22 protein-coding genes and 5 tRNA genes are annotated in these 24,064 nt (G+C 32.5%); 23 read left to right on the forward strand and 4 right to left on the reverse strand.

The features are described 5' to 3' along the window. Window positions 1-36: 36 nt before the first annotated feature. From VRU49_RS06735 to purN, 3 genes are all read right to left on the reverse strand, one after another. Window positions 37-1,059 carry a rod shape-determining protein gene (locus tag VRU49_RS06735; protein WP_330146019.1) on the reverse strand — a complete coding sequence of 341 codons (1,023 nt, stop codon included), beginning with the start codon at window positions 1,057-1,059 and terminating at the stop codon, window positions 37-39. Between the two features lie 165 nt (window positions 1,060-1,224). Continuing rightward, window positions 1,225-2,751 carry a bifunctional phosphoribosylaminoimidazolecarboxamide formyltransferase/IMP cyclohydrolase gene (purH, locus tag VRU49_RS06740; RefSeq protein ID WP_330146020.1) on the reverse strand — a complete coding sequence of 509 codons (1,527 nt, stop codon included), beginning with the start codon at window positions 2,749-2,751 and terminating at the stop codon, window positions 1,225-1,227. Window positions 2,752-2,846: 95 nt separating this feature from the next. Next, complete coding sequence (purN, locus tag VRU49_RS06745; RefSeq protein WP_330146021.1) at window positions 2,847-3,425, reverse strand: phosphoribosylglycinamide formyltransferase; 579 nt, start codon at window positions 3,423-3,425, stop codon at window positions 2,847-2,849. 188 nt (window positions 3,426-3,613) lie between these two features. Here purN and rpsT point away from each other — a divergent pair, with 188 nt between their 5' ends. The 10 genes from rpsT (at window position 3,614) to VRU49_RS06795 (ending at window position 15,267) form a co-directional block, all read left to right on the forward strand. Continuing rightward, window positions 3,614-3,868 (forward strand): 30S ribosomal protein S20, encoded by a 255-nt coding sequence (gene rpsT, locus VRU49_RS06750; RefSeq protein ID WP_330146022.1) that lies wholly within the window; start codon window positions 3,614-3,616, stop codon window positions 3,866-3,868. A 53-nt stretch (window positions 3,869-3,921) separates the two neighbouring features. After that, entirely contained in the window at window positions 3,922-4,629 is a 708-nt protein-coding gene (radC, locus tag VRU49_RS06755; protein ID WP_330146023.1) for a RadC family protein, read from the forward strand. Between the two features lie 49 nt (window positions 4,630-4,678). After that, window positions 4,679-5,518: an endonuclease/exonuclease/phosphatase family protein gene (locus tag VRU49_RS06760; RefSeq protein ID WP_330146024.1), complete on the forward strand. Its 840-nt coding sequence runs from the start codon at window positions 4,679-4,681 to the stop codon at window positions 5,516-5,518. Between the two features lie 94 nt (window positions 5,519-5,612). Then, window positions 5,613-8,042, forward strand: coding sequence for a phenylalanine--tRNA ligase subunit beta (pheT, locus tag VRU49_RS06765; protein WP_330146025.1), 2,430 nt, complete (start codon window positions 5,613-5,615; stop codon window positions 8,040-8,042). A 26-nt stretch (window positions 8,043-8,068) separates the two neighbouring features. After that, window positions 8,069-8,359: a hypothetical protein gene (locus VRU49_RS06770; RefSeq protein ID WP_330146026.1), complete on the forward strand. Its 291-nt coding sequence runs from the start codon at window positions 8,069-8,071 to the stop codon at window positions 8,357-8,359. A 30-nt stretch (window positions 8,360-8,389) separates the two neighbouring features. Beyond that, window positions 8,390-8,680 (forward strand): cell division protein ZapA, encoded by a 291-nt coding sequence (locus VRU49_RS06775; protein ID WP_330146027.1) that lies wholly within the window; start codon window positions 8,390-8,392, stop codon window positions 8,678-8,680. Between the two features lie 105 nt (window positions 8,681-8,785). Continuing rightward, the gene (gene rny / locus VRU49_RS06780) at window positions 8,786-10,342 is read left to right on the forward strand and encodes a ribonuclease Y (RefSeq protein WP_330146028.1); all 1,557 of its coding nucleotides are present in this window, start codon (window positions 8,786-8,788) and stop codon (window positions 10,340-10,342) included. 34 nt (window positions 10,343-10,376) lie between these two features. Then, window positions 10,377-10,880: an Mpo1 family 2-hydroxy fatty acid dioxygenase gene (locus VRU49_RS06785; protein ID WP_330146029.1), complete on the forward strand. Its 504-nt coding sequence runs from the start codon at window positions 10,377-10,379 to the stop codon at window positions 10,878-10,880. Window positions 10,881-10,982: 102 nt separating this feature from the next. After that, window positions 10,983-13,787 carry a TonB-dependent receptor gene (locus tag VRU49_RS06790; RefSeq protein ID WP_330146030.1) on the forward strand — a complete coding sequence of 935 codons (2,805 nt, stop codon included), beginning with the start codon at window positions 10,983-10,985 and terminating at the stop codon, window positions 13,785-13,787. 145 nt (window positions 13,788-13,932) lie between these two features. Further along, window positions 13,933-15,267 (forward strand): hypothetical protein, encoded by a 1,335-nt coding sequence (locus VRU49_RS06795; protein WP_330146031.1) that lies wholly within the window; start codon window positions 13,933-13,935, stop codon window positions 15,265-15,267. 57 nt (window positions 15,268-15,324) lie between these two features. On the opposite strand, the gene VRU49_RS06800 is transcribed toward VRU49_RS06795, so the two are convergent. Beyond that, window positions 15,325-17,076 (reverse strand): bifunctional lysophospholipid acyltransferase family protein/GNAT family N-acetyltransferase, encoded by a 1,752-nt coding sequence (locus tag VRU49_RS06800; protein ID WP_330146032.1) that lies wholly within the window; start codon window positions 17,074-17,076, stop codon window positions 15,325-15,327. Window positions 17,077-17,156: 80 nt separating this feature from the next. Between VRU49_RS06800 and VRU49_RS06805 the strand changes: the two genes are divergently transcribed. The 13 genes from VRU49_RS06805 (at window position 17,157) to secE (ending at window position 24,056) form a co-directional block, all read left to right on the forward strand. Then, window positions 17,157-18,062, forward strand: coding sequence for a ComEA family DNA-binding protein (locus VRU49_RS06805; RefSeq protein ID WP_330146033.1), 906 nt, complete (start codon window positions 17,157-17,159; stop codon window positions 18,060-18,062). A gap of 1 nt (window position 18,063) precedes the next feature. Next, window positions 18,064-18,594 carry an adenine phosphoribosyltransferase gene (locus tag VRU49_RS06810; protein WP_330146034.1) on the forward strand — a complete coding sequence of 177 codons (531 nt, stop codon included), beginning with the start codon at window positions 18,064-18,066 and terminating at the stop codon, window positions 18,592-18,594. A 158-nt stretch (window positions 18,595-18,752) separates the two neighbouring features. Then, complete coding sequence (locus VRU49_RS06815) at window positions 18,753-19,925, forward strand: acyl-CoA dehydrogenase (protein ID WP_330146035.1); 1,173 nt, start codon at window positions 18,753-18,755, stop codon at window positions 19,923-19,925. Between the two features lie 92 nt (window positions 19,926-20,017). Then, on the forward strand, window positions 20,018-20,212 hold the full coding sequence (rpsU, locus tag VRU49_RS06820) for a 30S ribosomal protein S21 (protein ID WP_330146036.1): 195 nt from the start codon (window positions 20,018-20,020) through the stop codon (window positions 20,210-20,212). Between the two features lie 100 nt (window positions 20,213-20,312). Then, complete coding sequence (locus tag VRU49_RS06825) at window positions 20,313-21,197, forward strand: phage lytic cycle repressor MrpR family protein (protein ID WP_330146037.1); 885 nt, start codon at window positions 20,313-20,315, stop codon at window positions 21,195-21,197. Between the two features lie 13 nt (window positions 21,198-21,210). After that, window positions 21,211-21,534: a ribosome hibernation-promoting factor, HPF/YfiA family gene (gene hpf / locus VRU49_RS06830; protein ID WP_330146038.1), complete on the forward strand. Its 324-nt coding sequence runs from the start codon at window positions 21,211-21,213 to the stop codon at window positions 21,532-21,534. Window positions 21,535-21,970: 436 nt separating this feature from the next. Further along, a tRNA-Thr gene (locus VRU49_RS06835) sits at window positions 21,971-22,043 on the forward strand. 39 nt (window positions 22,044-22,082) lie between these two features. Then, window positions 22,083-22,165 (forward strand) — tRNA-Tyr (locus VRU49_RS06840). A 61-nt stretch (window positions 22,166-22,226) separates the two neighbouring features. After that, a tRNA-Gly gene (locus VRU49_RS06845) sits at window positions 22,227-22,299 on the forward strand. A gap of 5 nt (window positions 22,300-22,304) precedes the next feature. Beyond that, window positions 22,305-22,376, forward strand: a tRNA-Thr gene (locus VRU49_RS06850). Between the two features lie 100 nt (window positions 22,377-22,476). Next, window positions 22,477-23,664, forward strand: a complete 1,188-nt coding sequence (gene tuf, locus VRU49_RS06855) for an elongation factor Tu (protein WP_330146039.1) — start codon at window positions 22,477-22,479, stop codon at window positions 23,662-23,664. A 110-nt stretch (window positions 23,665-23,774) separates the two neighbouring features. Then, window positions 23,775-23,845 (forward strand) — tRNA-Trp (locus VRU49_RS06860). Window positions 23,846-23,858: 13 nt separating this feature from the next. Beyond that, window positions 23,859-24,056, forward strand: coding sequence for a preprotein translocase subunit SecE (secE, locus tag VRU49_RS06865; protein ID WP_330146040.1), 198 nt, complete (start codon window positions 23,859-23,861; stop codon window positions 24,054-24,056). Window positions 24,057-24,064: the final 8 nt, after the last annotated feature.

Consider the following 24,064-nt stretch of genomic DNA (forward strand, 5'->3'; position numbering starts at 1 on the left):
TCTGAATATTAAAAATAATGCAATAGGAAATACTTCCTATTGCATTAAGAATTTATAATTTCCAATATTTTTAAGTGCAATTCCAGTACCTCTAACTACAGCGCGTAATGGATCTTCTGCAACATGCACAGGTAATTTAGTTTTAGAACTAATTCTTTTATCTAAACCTCTTAATAAGGCACCACCACCTGTTAAATAGATACCAGTTTGGTAAATATCTGCTGATAGTTCTGGAGGAGTAATTTCTAATGCCTTTAAAATTGCTTCTTCAATTTTAGAGATAGATTTATCTAAGCAATGAGCAATTTCTGTATAAGATACAGTGATCTGCTTTGGAACACCTGTCATTAAATCTCTTCCTTGTACAGCAAAATCACTAGGTGGATCAGTTAGTTCTGGTAATGCTGCACCAACTTCAATTTTAATTTTTTCTGCTGTTCTGTCTCCGATCATAATATTATGTTGGCGACGAATATAATTCACTATATCAGAGTCGAAATTATCTCCAGCAACACGAATAGATTGATCGCAAACAATACCAGAAAGGGCAATAACTGCGATTTCTGTGGTACCACCACCAATATCAATAATCATATTTCCCATTGGTTCTTCTACGTCAATTCCAATACCTACAGCTGCAGCCATTGGTTCATGAATTAGATAAACTTCTTTAGCTCCAGCAATTTCAGCACTATCTCTAACTGCACGTTTTTCAACTTCAGTAATACCTGAAGGGATACAAATAACCATCCTTAAAGATGGGAACATCCAGCCTTTTCCTCCGTTTAACATTTTTATCATCCCCTTAATCATAGCTTCTGCAGCATTAAAATCTGCAATAACACCATCTTTAAGCGGTCTTACAGTCCGAATATTATCGTGTGTTTTACCTTCCATTTGCATGGCTTGTCTGCCAATAGCAATGATTTTATTTGTTGTTCTGTCGAATGCAACAATTGAAGGCTCATCTACAACAACTTTATCGTTGTGTATTATAAGGGTATTGGCGGTGCCAAGATCTATAGCTACTTCTTGTGTAAACCAGTTGAATAAACCCATTTATATATGGTTAGAATGTTAAATGTTTTGAGTGAATTGTAATTGTAAAGTTAAAAATTTTTTGCGAATTAAATTATAGAACCTAGATCGATAAATTCAATCCATTAAATTATAACTCTAATACCCCTAAATATAACAAATATTAGTGTTGAGTAAGGGTTATTGTTAATGTTTAAAATGTCGAACGCCAGTTGTTACCATAGCTATTTTTTTAGCATTTGCCATATTCACAGAATCTGCATCTTTAATTGAGCCACCTGGTTGTAGAATAGCGGTAATTCCAGCGTCTGCAGCAATTTCAACACAATCTGGGAAAGGGAAAAATGCATCAGAAGCCATAACACTTCCTTCTAAACTAAAACCAAACTCTTTAGCTTTGATAATGGCTTGTTTTAACGCGTCGACTCTAGAAGTTTGACCTACACCACTTGCTAATAAGACTTTGTTTTTAACCAATACAATGGTATTAGATTTTGTATGTTTAACTAATTTATTCGCAAATTCTAAGTCAGAATATTCCATTTCGGTTGGCGATTTTTCAGTAACCGTAGTCATTTGATCACGTAATTCAACCTGTAAATCTTTATCCTGCTCTATTACACCATTTAATAAAGTTTTAAATTGCTTTTTACCTAATTCAATAGGGTTTCTTTGAAGAATAACTCTGTTTTTCTTAGTTGAAAATAATTCTAACGCTTCTGAATCATAATCAGGAGCAATTAAAACCTCGAAAAACAATTGATTAATTTCTTCGGCTGTAGCTTTATCAATTTTTTGGTTAGTAATTAAAACACCTCCAAATGCAGAAACTGGGTCGCAAGCAAGTGCATCAATCCATGCTTGTTTAACATCATTGCGAGTTGCTAAACCGCAAGCATTAGTATGTTTTAAAATAGCAAACGTAGGCTCAGTAAATTCATCAATTAAACTAACTGCTGCATCTACATCAACTAAATTATTATATGATAATGCTTTTCCATTGTGTTTAGTGAAAAGAGCATCTAAATCGCCATAGAATACCCCACTTTGATGAGGATTTTCTCCATATCGTAAAACTTGACTCGTCGCAATACTTTCTTTAAATACAGATATAGGGTCTTCCTGATTAAAATAATTAAATATTGCAGTATCGTAATGTGACGAAGTATGGAAAGCTTTGCGCGCGTAATTTTTTCTTTGCTCTAAGTAAGTTACCCCATTTTGCTCAGAAAGTTGTTGTTCTAATGTAGTATAATCTTCTTTAGAAGCTAAAATAACTACGTCGTTAAAATTCTTGGCAGCGGCACGAATTAAAGAAATACCACCTATGTCAATTTTTTCTATAATTTCTGCTGGTGTACCACCAGCTTTAACAGTTTCAGTGAATGGATACAAATCAACAATAACCAAATCAATTTCTGGTATTTCATATTGTTCAATTTGTTGGATATCTTCTTCTAAACCTCTTCTGTTTAAAATTCCTCCAAAAACTTTAGGATGTAAAGTTTTTACTCGGCCTCCTAATATAGAAGGATAACTTGTTAAATCTTCAACTGCAGTAACAGGAATGTTTAAGTCTTTTATAAATTGCTCAGTACCTCCTGTAGAGTAAAAATTTACCCCTTGGCTAGCAAGTAAACGAATAAGCGGTTCTAAGCCGTCTTTATAATATACGGAAACAAGTGCATTTTTAATTTTAACAGGTGCAGTCATGATGTTTTTAAATTGAGCTGCAAAGGTAAAAAAATCAAAAACGTTAAGTGAATTAAAATCTAAATATTTTATCTATCTATAAATGGTGTTCTGCTTTATTTTTTTAGCTTTTTAATGATGTTTTCTACAATTCTAGGGAAATGCAAATGTTCTAGCTGTTGTCCTTTAAACTTAATCATTTCTAAAGTGTCGGTTTCTTCAATTCTGTATTTTGCTTGGTAGATGTGTTCGCCTTCATCAAACTTATTGTTTACATAATGAATTGTAATGCCGCCTTCTTTTTCGCCAGCAAGCATAACCGCTTTGTGAACTTTATCTCCATACATTCCTTTTCCACCATATGCTGGTAATAGGGAAGGGTGTATGTTTATTATTTTGTTAGGATATTCATTGATGAGTTTTTCAGGAATTAGCCATAGAAAACCTGCCAAAACAATTAAATCTATATCTAAGTTTTTTAACAAATCAATAATTTCATCTGTCTCATAAAATTCGTGCTTATCAAAAATATGAGTTGGAATTTCAAAACTATCGGCTCGTTGCAAAACAAAAGCTTCCGGGTTGTTGGTTAGAACTAGGGAAATTTCGGCTTCGTTGTTGCGCTTAAAATGCTCCATTAACTTTTGAGCATTAGATCCAGAACCGGACGCAAAAATGGCTATGTGCTTTTTCATCGAATCAAAAATAATATTTTAGTATTTATATCCTAACTTTTAATAGATTTCGACTAAATTTTCCTTATTTTTGTTGGATAAATAATTGCTAAAAAATTATTTGAAATAATTGGTTGTATATTTGAAAGATAAATTCTATATTTGCAACCCGAAAGAATAAATAACAATAGAGTAAAAGGCTACACATAATGGCAAATCATAAATCCTCTTTAAAAAGAATTAGAAATAGCGCGACAAAGCGTTTGCGTAACAGATATCAAGCTAAAACAACACGTACTTTTATTAAAAGATTACGTGCTGCAGTAGATAAAAAATCAGCATCTGATCTTTTACCTACAGTAGTATCAATGCTTGATCGTTTAGCTAAGAAAAATGTTATTCATAAAAACAAAGCAGCGAACAATAAATCGAAATTAACAAAATTTGTTAATGGATTAAAATAATTAACTAAAAGTTAGTATATTGAAAACGTGTAGCTATCCTACACGTTTTTTTTATGCGCAAAATTTCAAACAAAAGCTCCGTCGAAAGCATAAAGTCTTGGGATATTCAAGATAGACCTAGGGAGAAATTACTAGAGAAAGGTCGACAACAGCTTTCAAATGCCGAATTAATTGCATTATTAATCAGAGTAGGTAATGTAAATGAATCTGCTGTTGGCCTTAGTTCTAAATTATTAAAATCTTATAATTATGATTTATCGCTGTTGGCCAAGGCGAGTGCACAAGATCTTTGTAAAATTCCAGGCATAGGGGTGGCTAAAGCTGTAGCCATTATTGCGGCATTAGAAATCGGAAGAAGAAGACAAGATGTAAAAAGCTCATTTTCTGATCCTATAAAATCTTCAGCTGATGTTTATAATCATTTATATTCAAGTTTTGTTGATCTTCAACATGAAGAATTTTGGATTGTATTACTGAATAGGGCAAATAGAATAATGACTAAGGTTAGAATTAGTATAGGTGGATTTAGCGGTACGGTTGCAGATCCAAAAGTAATATTCAAGGTGGCCTTACAACATAGTGCTTCGAGTATTATATTAATTCATAATCATCCGTCCGGACAATTAATGCCTAGTAACGAAGACAAAAAAATAACCAGCAAATTGGTAGATGTAGGTAAAAATTTAGAATTACCAATTTTAGATCACTTAATTATTACCGACGAAGGTTATTATAGTTTTGCAGATAATTTAGAGATTTAATAATATATGAAATTGAATATTATTTGTAGTTTTCGTTAAAATTTAAATCATGAAAAGTAAACTCTTAATATTTATAATTTTTATAGTCCCTATTTCGGTACTAGCTCAAAAAGTAGACAAGTCTGTTAATGTTATGTCTTATAATATAAGGTATAACAATGTAAACGATAAAGAAAATGCTTGGCCAAACAGGAAAGATAATGTTAAAGCTTTAATTAAGTTTCACGATGTAGAAATATTAGGGGTTCAAGAAGCGCTAAATGGTCAGATTAACGAATTACTCTTAAATTCAAATTTTGAAGTTGAGGGGGTAGGAAGAGATGATGGCGATAAAAAAGGAGAGTATTCTGCTATTTTTTACGATAAAAGTAGGTTTGTTAAGCGAGATGGAGGAACTTTTTGGTTGTCTACTACTCCAAATGTTCCAAGTAAAGGTTGGGATGCAGCATTAAATAGGATTTGTACCTGGCTAAAATTATATGATAAACTTACCCGTAAGGAATTTATGGTTTTTAATACCCATTACGATCATGTCGGTATTAATGCTCGAATCCAATCGGCCTTGCTAATAAAATCAAAAATGATAGAAATGGCTGCGAATTTACCGGTTATTTTAACGGGTGATTTAAATGTTACTCCCGAAACTGAAGCCATTAGTACAATTAAATCTTTTTTGATAGATTCTAGAGAAGTTTCTAAAGAGCCAGCGTATGGTCCGATCGGTACATTTAATGGGTTTAAATTTGATAGCGAATTAAAAGATAGGATTGATTATGTCTTTGTGAATGATAAGTTTATTGTTCAAAAATATGCTAACCTAACAGATAGTAAGGACAAGCGTTATTATTCAGATCATTTGCCTGTGTTTGTGAAATTAAATTTTAAATAAATTACACTGGCTCTGCATTTTTAGGACTGTTTTGTAAATGCTATATTTGCATATTATAGAAAGCTATCTTTCTAGTTTTACAAGAAACTAATACATGAAAATATCTTATAATTGGCTTCAACAATTTTTTAAATCTGCTGATTCAAATCCATTATTAACAAAAACACCTCAGGAAATATCATTAATATTAACTGATATTGGTTTAGAGGTAGAAAGTCTGGAGAAAGTACAACCTATTATTGGTGGGTTAGAAGGATTAATTATTGGAAAAGTACTAACACGTGAACAGCATCCAAATGCGGATAGACTTAGCGTGACTACAGTTGATTTAGGTGCAGGAGATCCTGTTCAAATTGTGTGTGGAGCGCCAAATGTTGCAGCTGGACAAACCGTGGTAGTTGCACCAGTGGGTTGTACTGTTTACCCATTAAATGGAGAACCGTTTAAAATAACCAAATCTAAAATTAGAGGAGAAGTTTCTGAAGGAATGATTTGTGCTGAAGACGAAATAGGATTAGGCAAAAGTCATGATGGTATAATGGTACTTCCTGAAGATGCTGTAGTTGGTACTTTAGCGAAACACTTTTTTAAATTAAATGACGATTATTTATTTGAGATTGGATTAACGCCAAATAGATCCGATGCAGCCTCACATTTGGGTGTTGCTAGAGATTTAGCTGCATATTTCAGAACAAACATTACTCTTCCAGATTTAAGTGCATTTAAAGTTGATAATACTAATTTAAATATTGCAGTTAAAATAGAGAATGAATCAGCTTGTAAACGCTATACTTCGTTAAGCATTACTGGCGTAAAAGTAGAAGAGTCGCCAGAGTGGATTCAAGAAAAATTAAAAATTATTGGATTAAGGCCTATCAATAACATAGTGGATATAACTAACTATGTACTTCATGAACTAGGTCAGCCTCTACATGCTTTTGATGCTGATAAAATTAAAGGCAGCCAAATAAACGTTAAGAACTTTAAAACAGGAACTCCTTTTGTTACTTTAGATGGGGTAGAAAGAAAATTAGATGCTGAGGATTTAATAATTGCTGATGCAGAGAATCCATTATGTTTAGCTGGTGTATTTGGTGGATTAAATTCGGGGGTTAGTGAAGAAACGACCAATGTTTTTTTAGAAAGCGCATATTTTGATGCTGTATCAATTAGAAAAAGTAGCAAAAGACATGGCCTAAAAACCGACGCTTCATTTAGATTTGAAAGAGGAACGGATCCAGAAATCACTGAAATTGCACTTAAAAGAGCTGCCATTTTAATTACCGAAATTGCTGGTGGTAAAATTTCTTCTGAAATCTCAGATATTTATCCTAACCCTGTAAAACCAGTAGAAATTGAAGTCTCTTATCAGGAGATAAATGATTTAATTGGGTTTGAAATACCTGCTGATGAAATATCAACTATTTTAAAAAGTTTAGGGATAGAGATATTAATTTATCAACAAAATCAATTAAAATTAAGTGTTCCTTCATTTAAAGTAGATGTAACTCGCCCTTGTGATATTACTGAAGAGGTTTTACGTATTTATGGATATAATAGTATTCCAATTCCATCGAAGATTAATGCATCTTTGGGGAATACTGTAAGACCAGATAGAGAACTTACACAACATACAATCGCTGATTTATTGTCTGCACAAGGATTTGCTGAAATATGGTGTAACTCGCTTACTAAGGGGGGGTATGCATTAAATAAAGAAACTGTTGTGGAAATATTAAATCCTTTAAGTAGCGATTTAAGCATTATGCGTCAAAGTTTATTGCATCCTGCATTAGAAAGCGTGGCTTATAATCAAAATCATAGAATTAACGATGTAAAATTCTATGAATTTGGTAAAGTTTATCATAAAACTGAAAGTGGCTATGCTGAGCAAAATCACTTATTATTGTTAATGAGTGGTGCTCAAGAAAGTGAACGATGGACTAATAAAACGGCAAATGTAAATTTCTATTCAATTAAGGGAAGTGTAGAAGCAATTTTGGGTAGGTTAGGTTTATTGAACTTTCAGGTAGAAGAACTTGAAAATTCTCAAAATGCGGAATATGGATTAAAATATTTCAGAGGGAAGGATGTTTTTGTTGAATTTGGGGCAGTTTCTTCAAGTATTAGAAAATCTACTGATGTAGAAAGAGAGGTTTTTTATGCTCAATTTAACTGGGATTTAATTCTATCGGCCGTTGCCAAATTAAAAATTAAAAACAAGGAAGTATCTAAATTTCCTGTGGTTAGAAGAGATTTATCTTTATTGATAGATAACCATATAAATTTTGAAAATTTAAAAACTATAGTTTTTAAATCGGAGAAGAAATTAGTGAAAGATGTTAATATTTTTGATGTCTTTTTAGGAACAAAAACGGGTTCATTGCCAGAAGGAAAGAAGTCTTATGCGATAAGTATTACACTGCAAGATGAAAGTCAAACTTTAACCGATAAGCAAATTGATGCCGTTATGCAAAAAATTATACATAACTTAGCAAAAGAAGTTAACGCAGAAATTAGGTAAATGTTGGGTTAGCCGGATTTATAATAATGGTTTCAATTGTAGATAAGTTGCAGAAAATAACGCAAAAGACAGTTCATTTAATTGAATTGTGTAATGCACTGCAAGAAGAAAATAGCCTTCTCAAACAAGACAATGAGCGCTTAAGAAATCTGAATACAACGTCAGAAATTAAGGTTCAAGAGTTAGATGAGAAGCTTAGAGTATTGAAATTAGCTAAAAGTATTGAAGGTTCAAGTGAAAAATCACTTGATATAAAACAAAAAATTAACGAATTTGTGCGGGAAATTGATAGGTGTGTGGTATTGCTGAAAAAATAATCAGCAAATAGTAGAAACAAAGCCAATATAATGGGAGAAATCTCGATAAAAATATCCATCTCTGACCGTATTTATCCTTTAAAGGTGAATATGGAAGAGGAAGAAATTGTACGAAGAGCAGCTAAAATCATTAACGAGCGTATAAAGGAATACCAAGAAAATTATGCCGTTAGAGATAAACAAGATTTGCTTTCGATGGCCGTATTGCATTATGCAACTGCGGTTCTGAAGGCAGAAAACAATGTTCAGAATCAAGATAATCAGCTATCTGAAAAGGTAGAGGAACTGGATGTTTTACTGTCGAATTTTTTCAAAAAATAATTGGTTTTAATATTTAGCCGGTGCTAAGTTTAATGTTTCTACTTTTGGATTATTCCGAAGATATCTAAACCTTAAATTTTGTAACGGTTTTTTTATTTTAAAATTATGAATGAAATAATACTTTATATATGTGTTAGTTTAGTAGCAGGTATATTTATAGGAAGATACTTATTAAGATTACTTTTAAAGCGTCAGGAAATTGCAGCGCAAACGAAAGTAAAAAAGATGCTTAAAGAAGCAGAAAACAATGCCGAAATTCTAAAAAAGAATAGGCTATTAGAAGCAAAGGAGAAGTTTTTACAACTTAAGTCAGAGCACGAAAAGGAAGTAAATGAGCGAAATAATCAGCTTTCACAAAAAGAAAATTCAATTCGTCAGAAAGAGCAATCTTTAAATCAGAAATTGGATAATCTTCAGAAAAAAGAAAATGAATTAGATGCTCAAAAGAACAACTTAGCAAAGCAGCATGAAATTGCTTTAAAAAAGCAACAAGAAGTTGAAGCAATTAAAAATCAGCACGTACAACAATTAGAAACTATTGCTGGATTAAGTGCTGATGAAGCGAAAAATCAACTTATAGAGAACATGAAGAATGAGGCTAGAAGTCAAGCCATGATTCAAGTGAAAGATATTGTTGATGAAGCTAAATTAACAGCTACAAAAGAAGCTAAAAAGGTAGTTATTCAAACTATTCAAAGAACCGCCGTTGAAGCTGCAATTGAGAATACTGTTTCGGTATTTCATATTGAAAGTGATGAAATTAAAGGTAGAATTATTGGTAGAGAAGGTAGAAATATTAGAGCATTAGAAGCGGCTACCGGAATTGAAATTATTGTTGACGATACGCCAGAAGCAATTATTTTATCAGGTTTTGATCCTGTAAGAAGAGAGATTGCGAGATTAGCTTTACATAGATTAGTAACTGATGGTAGAATTCATCCGGCAAGAATTGAGGAAATTGTTGCTAAAACAAAGAAACAAATTGAGGATGAAATTATAGAAATTGGTGAGCGTACTGTTATAGATTTAGGAATTCATGGACTACATCCAGAATTAATTAGAATGGTAGGAAGAATGCGTTATCGTTCTTCATACGGTCAGAATCTATTACACCATAGTAAAGAAGTAGCAAATTTCTGTGCTACAATGGCGGCTGAGTTGGGATTAAATGCAAAATTAGCCAAACGTGCAGGTCTATTACATGATATTGGTAAAGTGCCAGATGATAATCCAGAATTACCTCACGCAATTTTAGGAATGCAATTAGCCGAAAAATATAAAGAACATCCTGAAGTTTGTAACGCTATTGGTGCCCATCACGACGAAATAGAAATGACATCTATGATTTCTCCTATTATTCAGGCTTGTGATGCTATTTCTGGAGCTAGACCAGGTGCAAGACGTGAAGTTGTAGAAAGTTATATTAAACGTTTAAAAGAATTAGAAGAATTAGCTCTTTCTTATCCTGGAGTTGAGAAAACTTTTGCCATCCAAGCAGGACGTGAATTACGTGTTGTAGTAGAAAGTGAAAGAGTAACAGACCAACAGGCTGAGTTATTAGCGGCAGATATTTCTAACCGTATTCAAACTGAGATGACTTATCCTGGTCAAATTAAAGTAACCGTTATCAGGGAAACAAGATCTGTTTCTTTTGCTAAATAATACTTAAGATAGTAATCATTTTATACTAAACGAAATGAAAAATAAAGTAGAAAAAAAACAAATTGATGTTTATTTCGATACTTATTCTGAAAGTCATCAAAATCCAGTGAATAAATTTATTCACTGGATTTGTGTTCCTCTTATTTTATTTAGTATAATAGGTTTAGTGACTGCAATTCCATTCCCTAATTTGGAATTTTTAGGCCAATACAAAACTTATTTAAATTGGTTTTCATTTTTAATGGCAGCCGTAATTTATTATTATTTCAACATTTCTAGAGTTTTAGCTTTTTTAATGATTTTGGTTATATCTGGAATGTATTACTTTATAATTTTATTAGAAAGAGTTGAACAAAATGGAGGTCCAGCATTATGGCAAGTTTCCCTTGGTATTTTTGTGGCGGCATGGATTGGTCAATTCATTGGTCATAAAATTGAAGGAAAAAAGCCTTCTTTCTTGGATGATTTAAAGTTTTTGTTAATTGGGCCAATTTGGCTGCTTCATTTTATTTGTAAAAAAGTAGGCTTACCATATTAAGCTTAACATCTTGTTAACATAGCACTAAACTAATGGTAATGTACGCCTAACCATTAATTAACATTGTGGTAATACTTTTGATGAAACAAAAAATCATTAAAAGTGAAAACACAATTATTCCTAAAAAGAACGTTCATATTATTTTTTTTAATTGCAATTCCGTTTGGCATTTTCGCTCAAACAACGGGTTCAATTTCAGGGAAAGTAACCGACAAACAAAATGGAGAACCTATAGTAGGGGGAGGCGTTAAAATCTCTGGTACTACTAAGGCTGTAATGACAGATGTTGATGGAAGATTTATATTAAGTTCCTTAGCACCTGGTTCGTACGTACTAGAGTTTTTTTATTTGGGATACGCAACCAAAAAGATTACTGATATTGTAGTAAAAGCTGGAAATTCTGCAACAGTTGATGTAGTATTAGAAGAAAGCGGACAACAATTAGATGCTGTTGTATTTACAGCTACCGTAAAACAAGAATCTGTAAATTCATTATATAATAAACAGCGTACTAATATTAACGTTTCTGACGGTATTTCTGCTGATCAAATCAGAAGATCTCCAGATCGTAATGCTTCAGAAGTTTTAAAAAGAGTTAGTGGTACAAGTGTACAAGACAATAAATTCATTATTGTAAGAGGTTTAAGTGATAGATACAATGCAACACTCTTAAATAATGCAGTTTTGCCAAGTTCTGAGCCAGATAGAAAAGCATTCTCATTTGATATTATCCCGTCTAATATGGTAGATAATATTGTAATCAATAAAACGGCATCACCTGATCTTCCTGGAGATTTCTCTGGTGGTGTAATTCAAGTTTTAACAAAGGACATTCCAACAGAAAATTATCTTTATGCTTCTGTAGGAACTGGACTAAACTCTCAATCAACTTTCAAAGACTTTAAATTAGGTGAAAAATCATCAGTTGAAAATTTTGGATTTGTAGATAAATCTAGACAAATTCCATATGGTATAGTTTCAACTCAAAATTACCAAGTATTAACGGATAGAGAGAAAATTGCATCGGGTAAATTATTTAATAATTCCTTTGGGAGAAATACTTCTACAGCAATGCCTTCTCAAGCGTACCAATTAAGTGCTGGTTTAAGAAAAGTATTTAAAAACGAATCTACCTTAGGAATGATTTTGTCTTTAAATTATAGATCTTCAGAAAACTTAACCACAGGCGTGAGATCTGATTATACTCAAGATAAAACGGAATATACATTTAGAGATAATTCTTATAAGTTTTCATCTTCTGTAGGTGGATTAGCTAATATTGCTTATACACACGGAAATAATAAAATTGCATTTAAAAACTTATATAATATCAACTTAGATAATACGTATTTAGAAAGAGAAGGTGATATTTTTATTGATAAAATTAAGAGAAAGGGCTATTCTTTCGATTTAGTAAGCAAGAGTTTATTTAATAGTCAGTTAGAAGGTGAACACAAACTTTTATCAAATGACATTAAAATTAACTGGAATTTGGGCTATTCTTATTCAGATAGACTACAGCCAGATTTAAAGGCAGTTAATTATGATTTAGTTCAAGGTCAAACTGAATACTTAGCAGTAGTTCCAAATGGTACTGCAGCTAGAACTGATGCAAGTAGATTCTTTTCAGAGTTATTTGAAGATAGTTTTAACGGGGGATTAAACGTTACTATTCCTGTTAACTTCTTACAAGAAAAGAGCGCATTAAAAGTTGGTGCTTTTAAGCAATATAAGTTAAGAGATTTTGGTGCAAGAAAATTTGGCTATATCCGTTCATTTGCAACAGGTCAATTCAATCAAAACTTATTAAGACTTCCATTTGATAAAATATTTGATCCTTCAAATTTAAATGACAATGGATTTATTTTAGATGAGGGAACTGAACCTACGGATAGATATGATGCAACATCTGATGTAACAGCAGGTTATTTGATGTTTGATACTAGAATAGCAAAGAAATTAAGAGTTTCATTAGGAGCAAGAATTGAAGATGCTTACCAAGAAATTAATACAGCAGACTTATCTGGTAATTTATTAAAAGTGTCTAATCAATTTACAGATATATTACCTTCATTAAATACAACTTTAAATATTTCTGAGAAGCAAAATTTAAGAATGTCAATTTCTAATACGGTAACAAGACCTGAACTTAGAGAACTTTCTAATTTTGGATTCTTCGATTATATTTCGAAACGTGTACTTATTGGAAATCCTAATTTAAAAAGAAGTCAGAATACTAACTTGGATTTAAAATATGAGATATTCCCAGGAGCTGGACAAGTATTATCGGTTTCAGGTTACTATAAATATTTTAAGAACCCAATTGAGCAAGTTGTTTCTTCTGGTAGTGTAAGAAATGTAACCTTCCAAAATGCAGAATCTGCTACAACTTATGGTGTAGAATTAGAAGCTAGAAAAAATTTAAGTTTCATTAAAGGTGTTCCAGCTTTCGAAAATTTAACAGCTTATGTAAATGCATCGTTAATTTTCTCTACAGTAAATTTAAATAGCTTAATTTCTGAGGTTACAAATCGTGCATTGCAAGGGCAGTCTCCCTATTTAATTAATGCAGGCTTATTATACAATGATCCAATTTCTAATTTATCCTTTAATGTATTATACAATAGAATAGGGGAGAGAATTGCAGAAGTAGGTTATCAAGGTTATGGTGATATTTATGAAAAAGGTAGAAATATGTTTGATGTTCAGGTTTCAAAGAAAATCTTAAGCAATAGAGGCGAATTAAGATTAAACTTATCTGATATCTTAAATGAAAAAATAATATTCTATCAAAATAATAATACAACTAAGACCTATCAGAAATCTGATAATATTATGAACACTGCTAGAACTGGCTTTGGTGCGAGCTTAACTTTCTCTTATAATTTAGGATTAGGCTCTAAATAATATTAACATACACTTAACATATAGATTACCCAAATGTAAAGCAGGCTTAACATTTGGGTAATCTTGTTTATATAGCTTTGATTAGTGAATTTAAAGAAGCAATACAGCTGTTTTAAATCCATAAACTCAATAATTTAAAATAATAATGAAAAACATTAAATTTTCGATTCTAGTAGTAGCTGCAGCCATGACAATTATGTCGTGCAGAAAAACCAACACGCCAGATCCTGTAGCTCCACCAAAAGCTCCAGAATCTATTTCAGGTGAAATTTCGGCAAACAAAACCTTAACTGCCGATAGACAATGGATATTGGATGGTACCGTTTTTGTGAAAAGTCCGGCTGTATTAACCATTCAACCAGGAACAGTTATTAAAGCTAAAGTTGGTTCAAAAGCAGCATTAGTAATTGATAAAGGTGCAAAAATAATAGCCGATGGAACAGCTTCTAAACCAATTGTTTTTACTTCAGGTAAAGACGCAGGAAGTAGAGCACCTGGCGATTGGGGGGGTTTAATTTTAGTTGGTAGAGCAACAACAAATAGAACTGCGCCAGTAAACGTTGAAGGTGGTGTAGCTTTAACTTACGGAACTGATAAAATTGATGATGATGATTCTGGAATATTAAGATATGTTAGAATTGAATATGCAGGTATCGGTGCTAATGATAGCGAGATTAATGCTTTAACTTTTTATGCAGTAGGAAACAAAACAGTTGTAGAAAATGTTCAAACAGTTTATGCTAATGATGATGCATTTGAATTTTTTGGTGGAACTGTAAATGCTAAAAATTTAGTTGCTTATGCAACAGCTGATGATGATTTTGACTTTGATTTTGGTTATAGTGGAAGTATTCAATTTGCAGTAGCATTAAGAGATCCTAAATTTGTAGATGCACAAGATGATGGAAACGGAATTGAGTGCGATAATGATAACGCAGGTTCTGATGCATTGCCAATTACAAAACCAAAATTATCTAACTTTACTTTAATTGGACCAAATGGTGCTGATGGAACAGCTGCAAGACATGCATATGGTAACCGTTGGAGAAGAGGAACTCAATTTATTTTCAACAACTCAATAATTTTAGCTAATCAAAAAGGTGGTTTAAACATTGAGTCTGATAAATCTGCTAACTTCTATAAAAATGGTAATTCTGAATTTAAGAACAACTTAATTGCAGCTTCAACCAATCAAATTTTAACAAACGCAGCGGCTTCTATTTTAACTGTTGCTGATATACAAACAAAAGTTGTAGTGAATGGTGGAGCAATTTACTCAAACGTGAATACAGATGTTAAATTAACTAGTCCGTTTGTTTTAACTGGACCAAACTTCTTACCTGCAACTGGTTCGCCAGCATTGAGCGGAACATGGGCGGCTACACCTGGAGCAACTTCTGTTTCTTATCGTGGTGCATTTGGTACTACAGATTGGACAAGTGGATGGACCAACTGGAACCCACAAACAAAAGTTTATTAAGATTTATAACCATATAAAAAAAGGGGATGAAAATTATTTTCATCCCCTTTTTATGTTTTACAAGTTTTTACCTAGCTTTTCAAACATTTCTTTAGGAATGTTTTGAGCATCAACAATCAAAAATCCATCTAAACAATCAGAGAATTTTGGGTCAATATTAAAACAAATAATTTTGGCATTTAAATTCATGTATTGACGTAATAATACTGGAATTTTTAAATGTGAACTTTCTATTTGTGCAATTAAACTGTCTAAATCTTTTAAACTTTCACTACTTTCTACTAATATTTCTGTGTCTAATGGATTTAAATCGGCTTTAAATTTATTTTTTGGCTTCACTAATCGCGCTAAATCATAATCAAAATGATTTTTAGTGATATAATCAACAATTAGGCATTTAGATAACTTAGAGAAATTGTTGCTTATACTTACTGGGCCAAACATATATCGGTATTGTGGATTATCAATAATATACTTAACAATCCCTTTCCACAATAAAAATAATGGCAATGGTTTTTGTTGATATTCCTTTCTAATCCAAGATCTTCCTAATTCTATACCTTGTTTTAGGTATGGATAGAAGCCTTCCTTAATTTTAAATAATTCGGCTAAATAAAATCCTCTTCGTCCAAAAGTTTCTAAAATTTCGTCGCCTTTTCCAATTCTATAAGCGCCAACTATTTTATGTGCTTCTTTATCCCAAATAAATAAATGATTATAATAAATATCGTAATTATCTAAATCAATACTTTTATTTGTTCCTTCACCCACTTCTCTAAAGGTAATTTCTCTTAACCTCCCAATTTCACGTAGAATATTTGGAATAGCGGAAGTTGGACAGATATAAACCGTGTAATTTTTCTCTTCCCAAGTTTTAAAGTTATCTAAAGTTTCAACCTCTTTAATAAGTATTTCTTCCATTGTTTCAGGAATAATTTCGCGAGGTTTCTTTTTAATTTTAAATAAATTAATGGGATTGAAAAGTTTCTTTTCTTCTTCTAAACTCGTGCCTAATGCATAAGTTCTAGCTCTTAAGAAATTGAGAAGCTTGTTTGTGTTGTTTTTATATGAAATCTCATCAATTTCAATAGGCTTACCTATCCTTACTTTAATATTTAAACCTTGTTTATTTAAAAATTCTGATGGGAGTTTAGCCGTTCTTAAAGTTGGGTGAATAAAACTTAGAACATTAAACAGAACACCATTATTACCATGAAAATAAATTGGAACTACAGGTAGTTTTGCTTTTGCAATTAATTTTCCAACCACAGGGTGCCATATCTTATCGGTAACCTCCTGACTTTCTATATTGAAAGTAGATACTTCTCCAGCAGGAAAGATGCCAATAGGAATACCACTTTTTAATAAATCTAAAGTTGTTTTTAAACCACTAATACTTGATGAATGTTGAACATTTTCGAATGGATTTACAGCAACAAAAAACTGATCGAGATTAGGGATTTTCTTTAAAATGAAATTTACCATCACCTTTGCTTCTGGTCTAATTTTGCAAAGTAATTTTACTAATGCTAGACCTTCTACTCCGCCGTATGGGTGATTGGCAATGGCAATAAAACCACCTGTTTTTGGGATATTATTTAACTCAGATTCGTCTATATCTACTGTAACCCCAATTGTTTCTAAAATTTTATCAACAAACTCTAATCCTTCGTAGTCTTTATTTTTCGAAAATACCTCATTAATTTCATTCAACCTCATTATTTCCATTAACAGTGAGGCTAATCCTGGTACCCCTAGCTTATCTATTTTTGTGGCTTCAGCAAACTCTTTTTTTGTTATAATCTTCATCTTATCTGAATCTGGGAATACATTGAACTATCAAAAATATGATTTAAATTTAATTTAATTGTTATTCAAATATTAAATAGATGTGGTGGGGTAAAATTTTAGATCATTATAAATTTTCTGAAAAGGAAATTAGGGGAATAAGAGTAATAATGTTGGTTGGATTAGTAATCTATTTTATTCCAGATGCAGTGAATTATTTAAGTTCAAAACAAGAAACTGAACAGGAATTTCATTTGAGATATATTCAAGTATTAAGGCAAAACGACATAGATAAGCCAGTTGATGTATATTTTAGTAATAGGGAATCTGAAAAGGAAAAGAGGAAAAGGGTTAAATTAAAACCATTTAATCCGAACATTTTAACCCAACAAGAATGGGTAGAATTAGGGTTGAGTGAAAAACAGGCTAACGTGATTTTGAATTACATTAAAAAGGGAGGGAAGTTTAAAAAAGTTGAAGACCTGAGCAAAATTTTTGTTATTTCTCCTAAACTTTATAAAGAAATTGCGCCATTTGTAATCCTACCAAAAGACCAAAACTTAATCAAAAGCAATGTATTTAATCAACCTATTCCTAATAAAAAATCAACCCAATTAAATATTGACATTAACACTAATTCGGTGGAAGAACTTGAACAATTAACTGGAATAGGAAAAGTATTGGCGACTAGAATTTTAAATTACAAAAATAAATTAGGTGGTTATATTAATAAAGCGCAACTTTTGGAAGTTTATGGAATAGATACTCCTCGTTATTTAGGTTTATTGACACAAATTTATTTAACTGAGCAATTGAAAAAAATATCCATTAATACTGCTAAATTTGAGGAATTAATAAATCATCCTTATTTGAATTATAACCAAGTTAGAGCTATAATTCAATATCGAAATCAACATGGGGAATTTTCCTCTATTGATGATTTAAAGAAAGTTTATTTAATAACAGAAGCAGATTGTAAACGATTGGCGCCTTATTTACTATTTTAAAATGATTGAAGAAAGAATCAAACAAACCATACGCGACATATATGATTTTCCAAAACCAGGAATAATATTTAAGGATATTTCAACCATATTTTTAGATGCAGCGTTGTGTAAATCTATAGTAAAATCGTTTGTTGATAAAATAAGGCATTTAGAGCCAGATGCAATAGTAGGATTAGAAAGTAGAGGATTTTTATTGGGTCCATCTATTGCGATGGAACTAGGAATTCCATTTGTTTTAATTAGGAAAGAAGGCAAACTTCCAGGGAAATGTATTCACGAAACCTACGATTTGGAATATGGAACAGCAACCATAGAAATTCAAGAGAATGCATTGGCTAGTGGTAAAAAAGTAATTATTCACGACGATTTATTAGCTACCGGAGGCACTGTTTTGGCGGCTTCCAATTTATTGCATAAATTAAACATAGAAGTGGTTGGTTATGCATTTATTATTGAATTAAGTGCTTTGTTAGGTCGCGCTAAACTTGAAGAAAATAAAACGCCTGTAATATCTTTAGCTTCTTATACTTAGTTAAAATTGAATTCTTAAAATTTTAATAAAATCTGGTTTAAGTTAAGCAGTCAAATATTTTGTACTAAATACTGAAGTGTTCTATAAAAAAGCTTCTTAATTACTCTAATTCAGATATTTTTATCGGTATCTTTGTGCATAAAAACACTAAACTAATAATGAATTTATCTGAAAATAACACGAATGGTTTTGATTCTAGAATTTCCGAGAATCAAGTAATGATTCGTAAAATGGTTAAGGATTTTGCTGAAAAGAATATTCGCAAAAATGTGATGGAGTGGGATGAAGCCCAAATTTTTCCAATTGAAATTTTTAAAGAATTAGGAAAATTAGGATTAATGGGTGTCTTGGTTCCAGAAGAATATGGAGGTTCTGGATTAGGCTATCAAGAATATGTTGATGTTATAGTTGAAATTTCTAGAGTTTGCGGTTCAATTGGATTATCTGTTGCTGCGCATAATTCGCTATGTACAGGACATATCTTGGCTTTTGGGAATGAAGAACAAAAGAAGAAATGGTTACCTAAATTAGCTACTGCAGAGTGGATAGGTGCTTGGGGTTTAACTGAAGCTAATACCGGATCGGATGCATTAAGAATGATGACAACTGCGGTTAAAGACGGCGATCATTATGTTTTAAATGGAGCGAAAAACTGGATCACCCATGGTAAATCAGGCGATGTGGCTGTAGTGATGGTAAGAACTGGCGAAAGCGGAAGCTCTAAAGGTATATCTGCAATTGTGGTTGAAAGAGGTACACCAGGATTTACTGCAGGAAAAAAGGAAAATAAATTAGGGATGCGTGCTTCTGAAACTACAGAAATGATTTTCGATAATTGTAGAGTACCAGTAGAAAATTTATTGGGACAAGAGGGTGATGGATTTAAGCAAGCAATGAAAATATTAGATGGTGGTAGAATTTCTATTGCAGCCTTATCATTAGGTATAGCAAAGGGTGCATTTGATGCTGCTTTAGCTTATTCTAAAGAAAGAAAACAATTTGGTCAACCAATCTCTAGTTTCCAAGGAATAAGCTTTAAACTTGCAGATATGGCTACTGAAATTGAAGGAGCAGAACTTTTAATTCGTCAAGCAGCGGATTTAAAAAATAGACATCAGCCGGTAACCAAAGTTTCAGCGATGGCTAAATACTTTGCATCTGAAGTATGTGTAAGAGTTTCTACTGAAGCTGTTCAGATATTTGGTGGATATGGTTATACTAAGGATTTTCCGGTTGAGAAATTCTATAGAGATAGTAAACTTTGTACAATTGGAGAAGGGACTTCTGAAATTCAAAAACTGGTAATCTCAAGGGAGTTATTAAAAGAATAATATTTTTCATTCTTTATTGATTTATAATATATTAATTCTTACCTTTGCAATCCCAAATAAGAGGGAAACCACGAAAGGAGGTATTTTTAGCTATGATCATCATCAATATTAAAGAAGGCGAATCACTTGATAAGGCCCTAAAACGTTTCAAAAAGAAATTTGAGAAAACAGGAGTTTTGAGAGAATTACGTAGTCGTCAGGCATACGAGAAAAAATCTGTAGCCAGAAGGATGGAAGTTAAACATGCTAAATACATTCAGACTTTGCAACAAGAAGGAACAATTTAGTCTCAATAAAGTAATATAAAAAACCCTTTCAATTATTTGAAAGGGTTTTTTTGTTTTTATTAAAAATCATTTTGTATATTCACTTTCATACTTGAATACTATGGTGGGAGATGAATTTTTACAATATCTAAAAAATGAAAAGCGATATTCTTCACATACGCTTTTAGCCTATTCAAACGATATTCAGGTATTTAGTAATTACCTACAGGATTTAGGTATTAATGATTTGCTGAAAGCAGATACCTCATCAATAAGGACCTATATTGTCTTTTTAATGGAGCAAGGATTAGATCCTTCATCAACTAGCAGGAAATTATCGGCATTGCGAAGCCTATATAAATTTGCTTTAAAAACTGGTAAAATTAAAAAGGATCCTATTCAAGCTATAAAAGCACCCAAGTTAAAAAAGAAACTACCTGTATTTATTGAAGATGATAAACTTATCTCCTTATTAAATTCTCCAGTAATATTTGCTGAGGATTTTGAAGGGTTAAGGGATCGATTGGTAGTAGAATTACTTTTTGGAACTGGGATGCGTTTATCCGAATTAATAAAATTAAAAGATAGCGACATTGACAATTATCAACAGCAATTAAAAGTAATTGGTAAACGTAACAAAGAGCGTTTAATTCCAATTCCTTTGTCGGTATTAAACTTGGCTAATAATTTTATTAAATATAAATCGTTACACAAAATAAACAATCAAACTGATAAGTTAATTGTTACCTCGAAAGGGGAAGAAGCTTATCCAGGATTAATTTATAGGATTGTGAAGCGCTATTTATCATTAATATCTACGCAGGAAAAGAAGAGTCCGCATGTATTACGACATTCTTATGCTACCAGTTTATTAAATAATGGGGCAGATTTAAATGCGATAAAGGAATTATTGGGGCATGCTAGTTTAGCGGCCACACAGGTTTATGTGCATAATAGTATTGAAAGATTAAAAACAGTTTATAAACAAGCCCATCCAAAGGCATAAAAAAGGAGGAAAAATGAAAATCAGTGTACAGTCTATCCATTTCAATGCAGACAAAAAATTATTAGATTTTATTCAGAAAAAGGTGGATAAATTAGACCAGTTTTTTGATCAAATTATAAGTGGGATGGTTTATTTGAAGTTGGAAAATGTGGAGGATGAAGAAAATAAGATAGTAGAGATTAAATTAAATGTTCCGGGGGTAACGTTATTTGCAAAAGAGCAATGTAAAAGTTTTGAAGAAGCCACAGATTTGGCGATTGATTCATTAAGAAGACAAGTTAATAAGCATAAAGATAAATCGAGAGCACATTTAAGTGAGCATAAATCGTTGCTGTAAAATAGCCAAAACGCTGGTTATTAATAGCAATACAGATATAACGATATAATGGCAGGAAAAATCCTGCCATTTTTTTGCAAAAATATTTTTTTTAGAAAGATAAATATGTAGATTTGCATTCCATTTCAAAAAGGCCTTGCCTAAGTGGAATGAAAGTTCTAATAAAAGCTAGAAAAAATTTAAGTCCTCAAGTTCAATGGATTGGCTCCTAATAAGGGGTTAAGAATGAAAAAGGTGTTAAAAACCTTAAAAAAAACTTGTCGATTTAAATAAATAAAACTAATTTTGGCGCATCGTTAAAAATAACGATCACCTAATGGAAACATTAGAGCTTAAATGAAAACTACTACTCCTTAAATGTCAATTGGCAAAAAAGGGTCATCTTTTAGAGATAAAAATTTCTAAAAAAAGAAAGTAGAAAGATCACATAAAATTAGCCTCCTTAGCTCAGCTGGTAGAGCAACTGACTTGTAATCAGTAGGTCATTGGTTCGATCCCGATAGGAGGCTCTTTTTTTAAATAGAGCTTTTGGTTTTGTTTAAGAAAGGGGGGAGATACCAGAGTGGCCAAATGGGACAGACTGTAACTCTGTTGTCGCAAGACTTCGAAGGTTCGAATCCTTCTCTCCCCACACCAAGCAGTCGGCACAAATATATTTTGTATTTGTCGATTTCAGTTAAAACTGAAAATAAGCGGAAGTAGCTCAGTTGGTAGAGCGATAGCCTTCCAAGCTATAGGTCGCGAGTTCGAACCTCGTCTTCCGCTCAAAAGCCGAAGTAGCTCAGCGGTAGAGCACTTCCTTGGTAAGGAAGAGGTCGTGGGTTCAAGTCCCATCTTTGGCTCTAAGTTACTTTGTTATTGCTGTGAAGGCATTAGCAGGGCTTTTGTATTTAAGAATAAAATAATTAAAATAAAATTTAACCTACTAATAATTAATAAAACATGGCAAAAGAAAAGTTTGACCGCAGTAAGCCGCACTTGAATATCGGCACGATCGGTCACGTTGACCACGGTAAAACAACCTTAACAGCAGCTATCACTAAAGTGTTATCTGATGCTGGTTTATCTGAGGCACGTTCATTTGATTCTATTGACTCTGCTCCAGAGGAAAAAGAAAGAGGTATCACTATCAATACATCTCACGTTGAGTATTCAACAGCTAACCGTCACTACGCACACGTTGACTGTCCAGGTCACGCGGATTACGTAAAGAACATGGTAACTGGTGCTGCTCAGATGGATGGTGCAATTATCGTTGTTGCTGCTACAGATGGTCCGATGCCACAAACTCGCGAGCACATTCTATTAGCTCGTCAGGTAGGTGTACCTTCATTAGTTGTATTCATGAACAAAGTGGATATGGTTGATGATCCTGAATTATTAGAGCTTGTTGAAATGGAAATTCGTGAATTACTATCATTCTATGAGTTCCCAGGTGATGAAATTCCTGTAATTCAAGGTTCTGCATTAGGTGGATTAAACGGTGATCCAAAATGGGTTGCTAAAATTATGGAATTAATGGATGCTGTAGATAACTACGTACCAATTCCTCCACGTTTAACTGACCTTCCATTCTTAATGCCTGTTGAGGACGTATTCTCGATCACTGGTCGTGGTACTGTTGCAACTGGTCGTATTGAGCGTGGTGTAATCAACTCTGGTGATCCAGTTGAGATTCTAGGTATGGGTGCTGAGAACTTAAAATCTACAGTAACTGGTGTAGAGATGTTCCGTAAAATTTTAGATTACGGTGAAGCTGGTGATAACGTAGGTTTATTATTACGTGGTATTGAGAAAACTGATATCCGTCGTGGTATGGTAATCTGTAAACCAGGTTCAGTTACTCCTCACACTGATTTCAAAGCTGAGATCTATGTATTATCAAAAGCAGAAGGTGGTCGTCACACTCCATTCTTCAACAAATATCGTCCTCAATTCTATTTCCGTACCACAGACGTAACTGGAGAAATCTCGTTAGCAGAAGGAACTGAAATGGTTATGCCAGGTGATAACGTTACAATTACTGTTAAATTAATTAACGCTATCGCAATGGAAAAAGGTCTACGTTTTGCTATCCGTGAAGGTGGTAGAACAGTAGGTGCTGGACAGGTAACTGAAATTTTAAAATAATTACTAAATACTTAGTATAAAGTAGTTAGTATTAAGACAAATTGTTTAGTACTTAGAGAAGGTCATACGACTGATACTAAGTACTAAATACTTTATACTAACTACTAATTACGGGAATAGTTCAATGGTAGAATAGAGGTCTCCAAAACCTTTGATCAGGGTTCGAATCCTTGTTCCCGTGCAAATAAATGAATATGGCTAAAGTAGTTCAATTTTTTAAGGAATCGTATGAAGAGATGACCCAAAAGGTTACTTGGCCAACTTGGAAAAGTCTTCAAAATTCAGCGGTTCTAGTGCTAGTAGCTTCTTTGATTATTGCATTTTTAATATTCGCAATGGATCAAGGTTCTACCTTTATAGTAGATCAAATTTACAGAACAATATCTAATTAATACTGTCT

The sequence above is a fragment of the Pedobacter flavus genome (genome assembly GCF_036324285.1).
GTDB lineage: Bacteria > Bacteroidota > Bacteroidia > Sphingobacteriales > Sphingobacteriaceae > Pedobacter > Pedobacter flavus.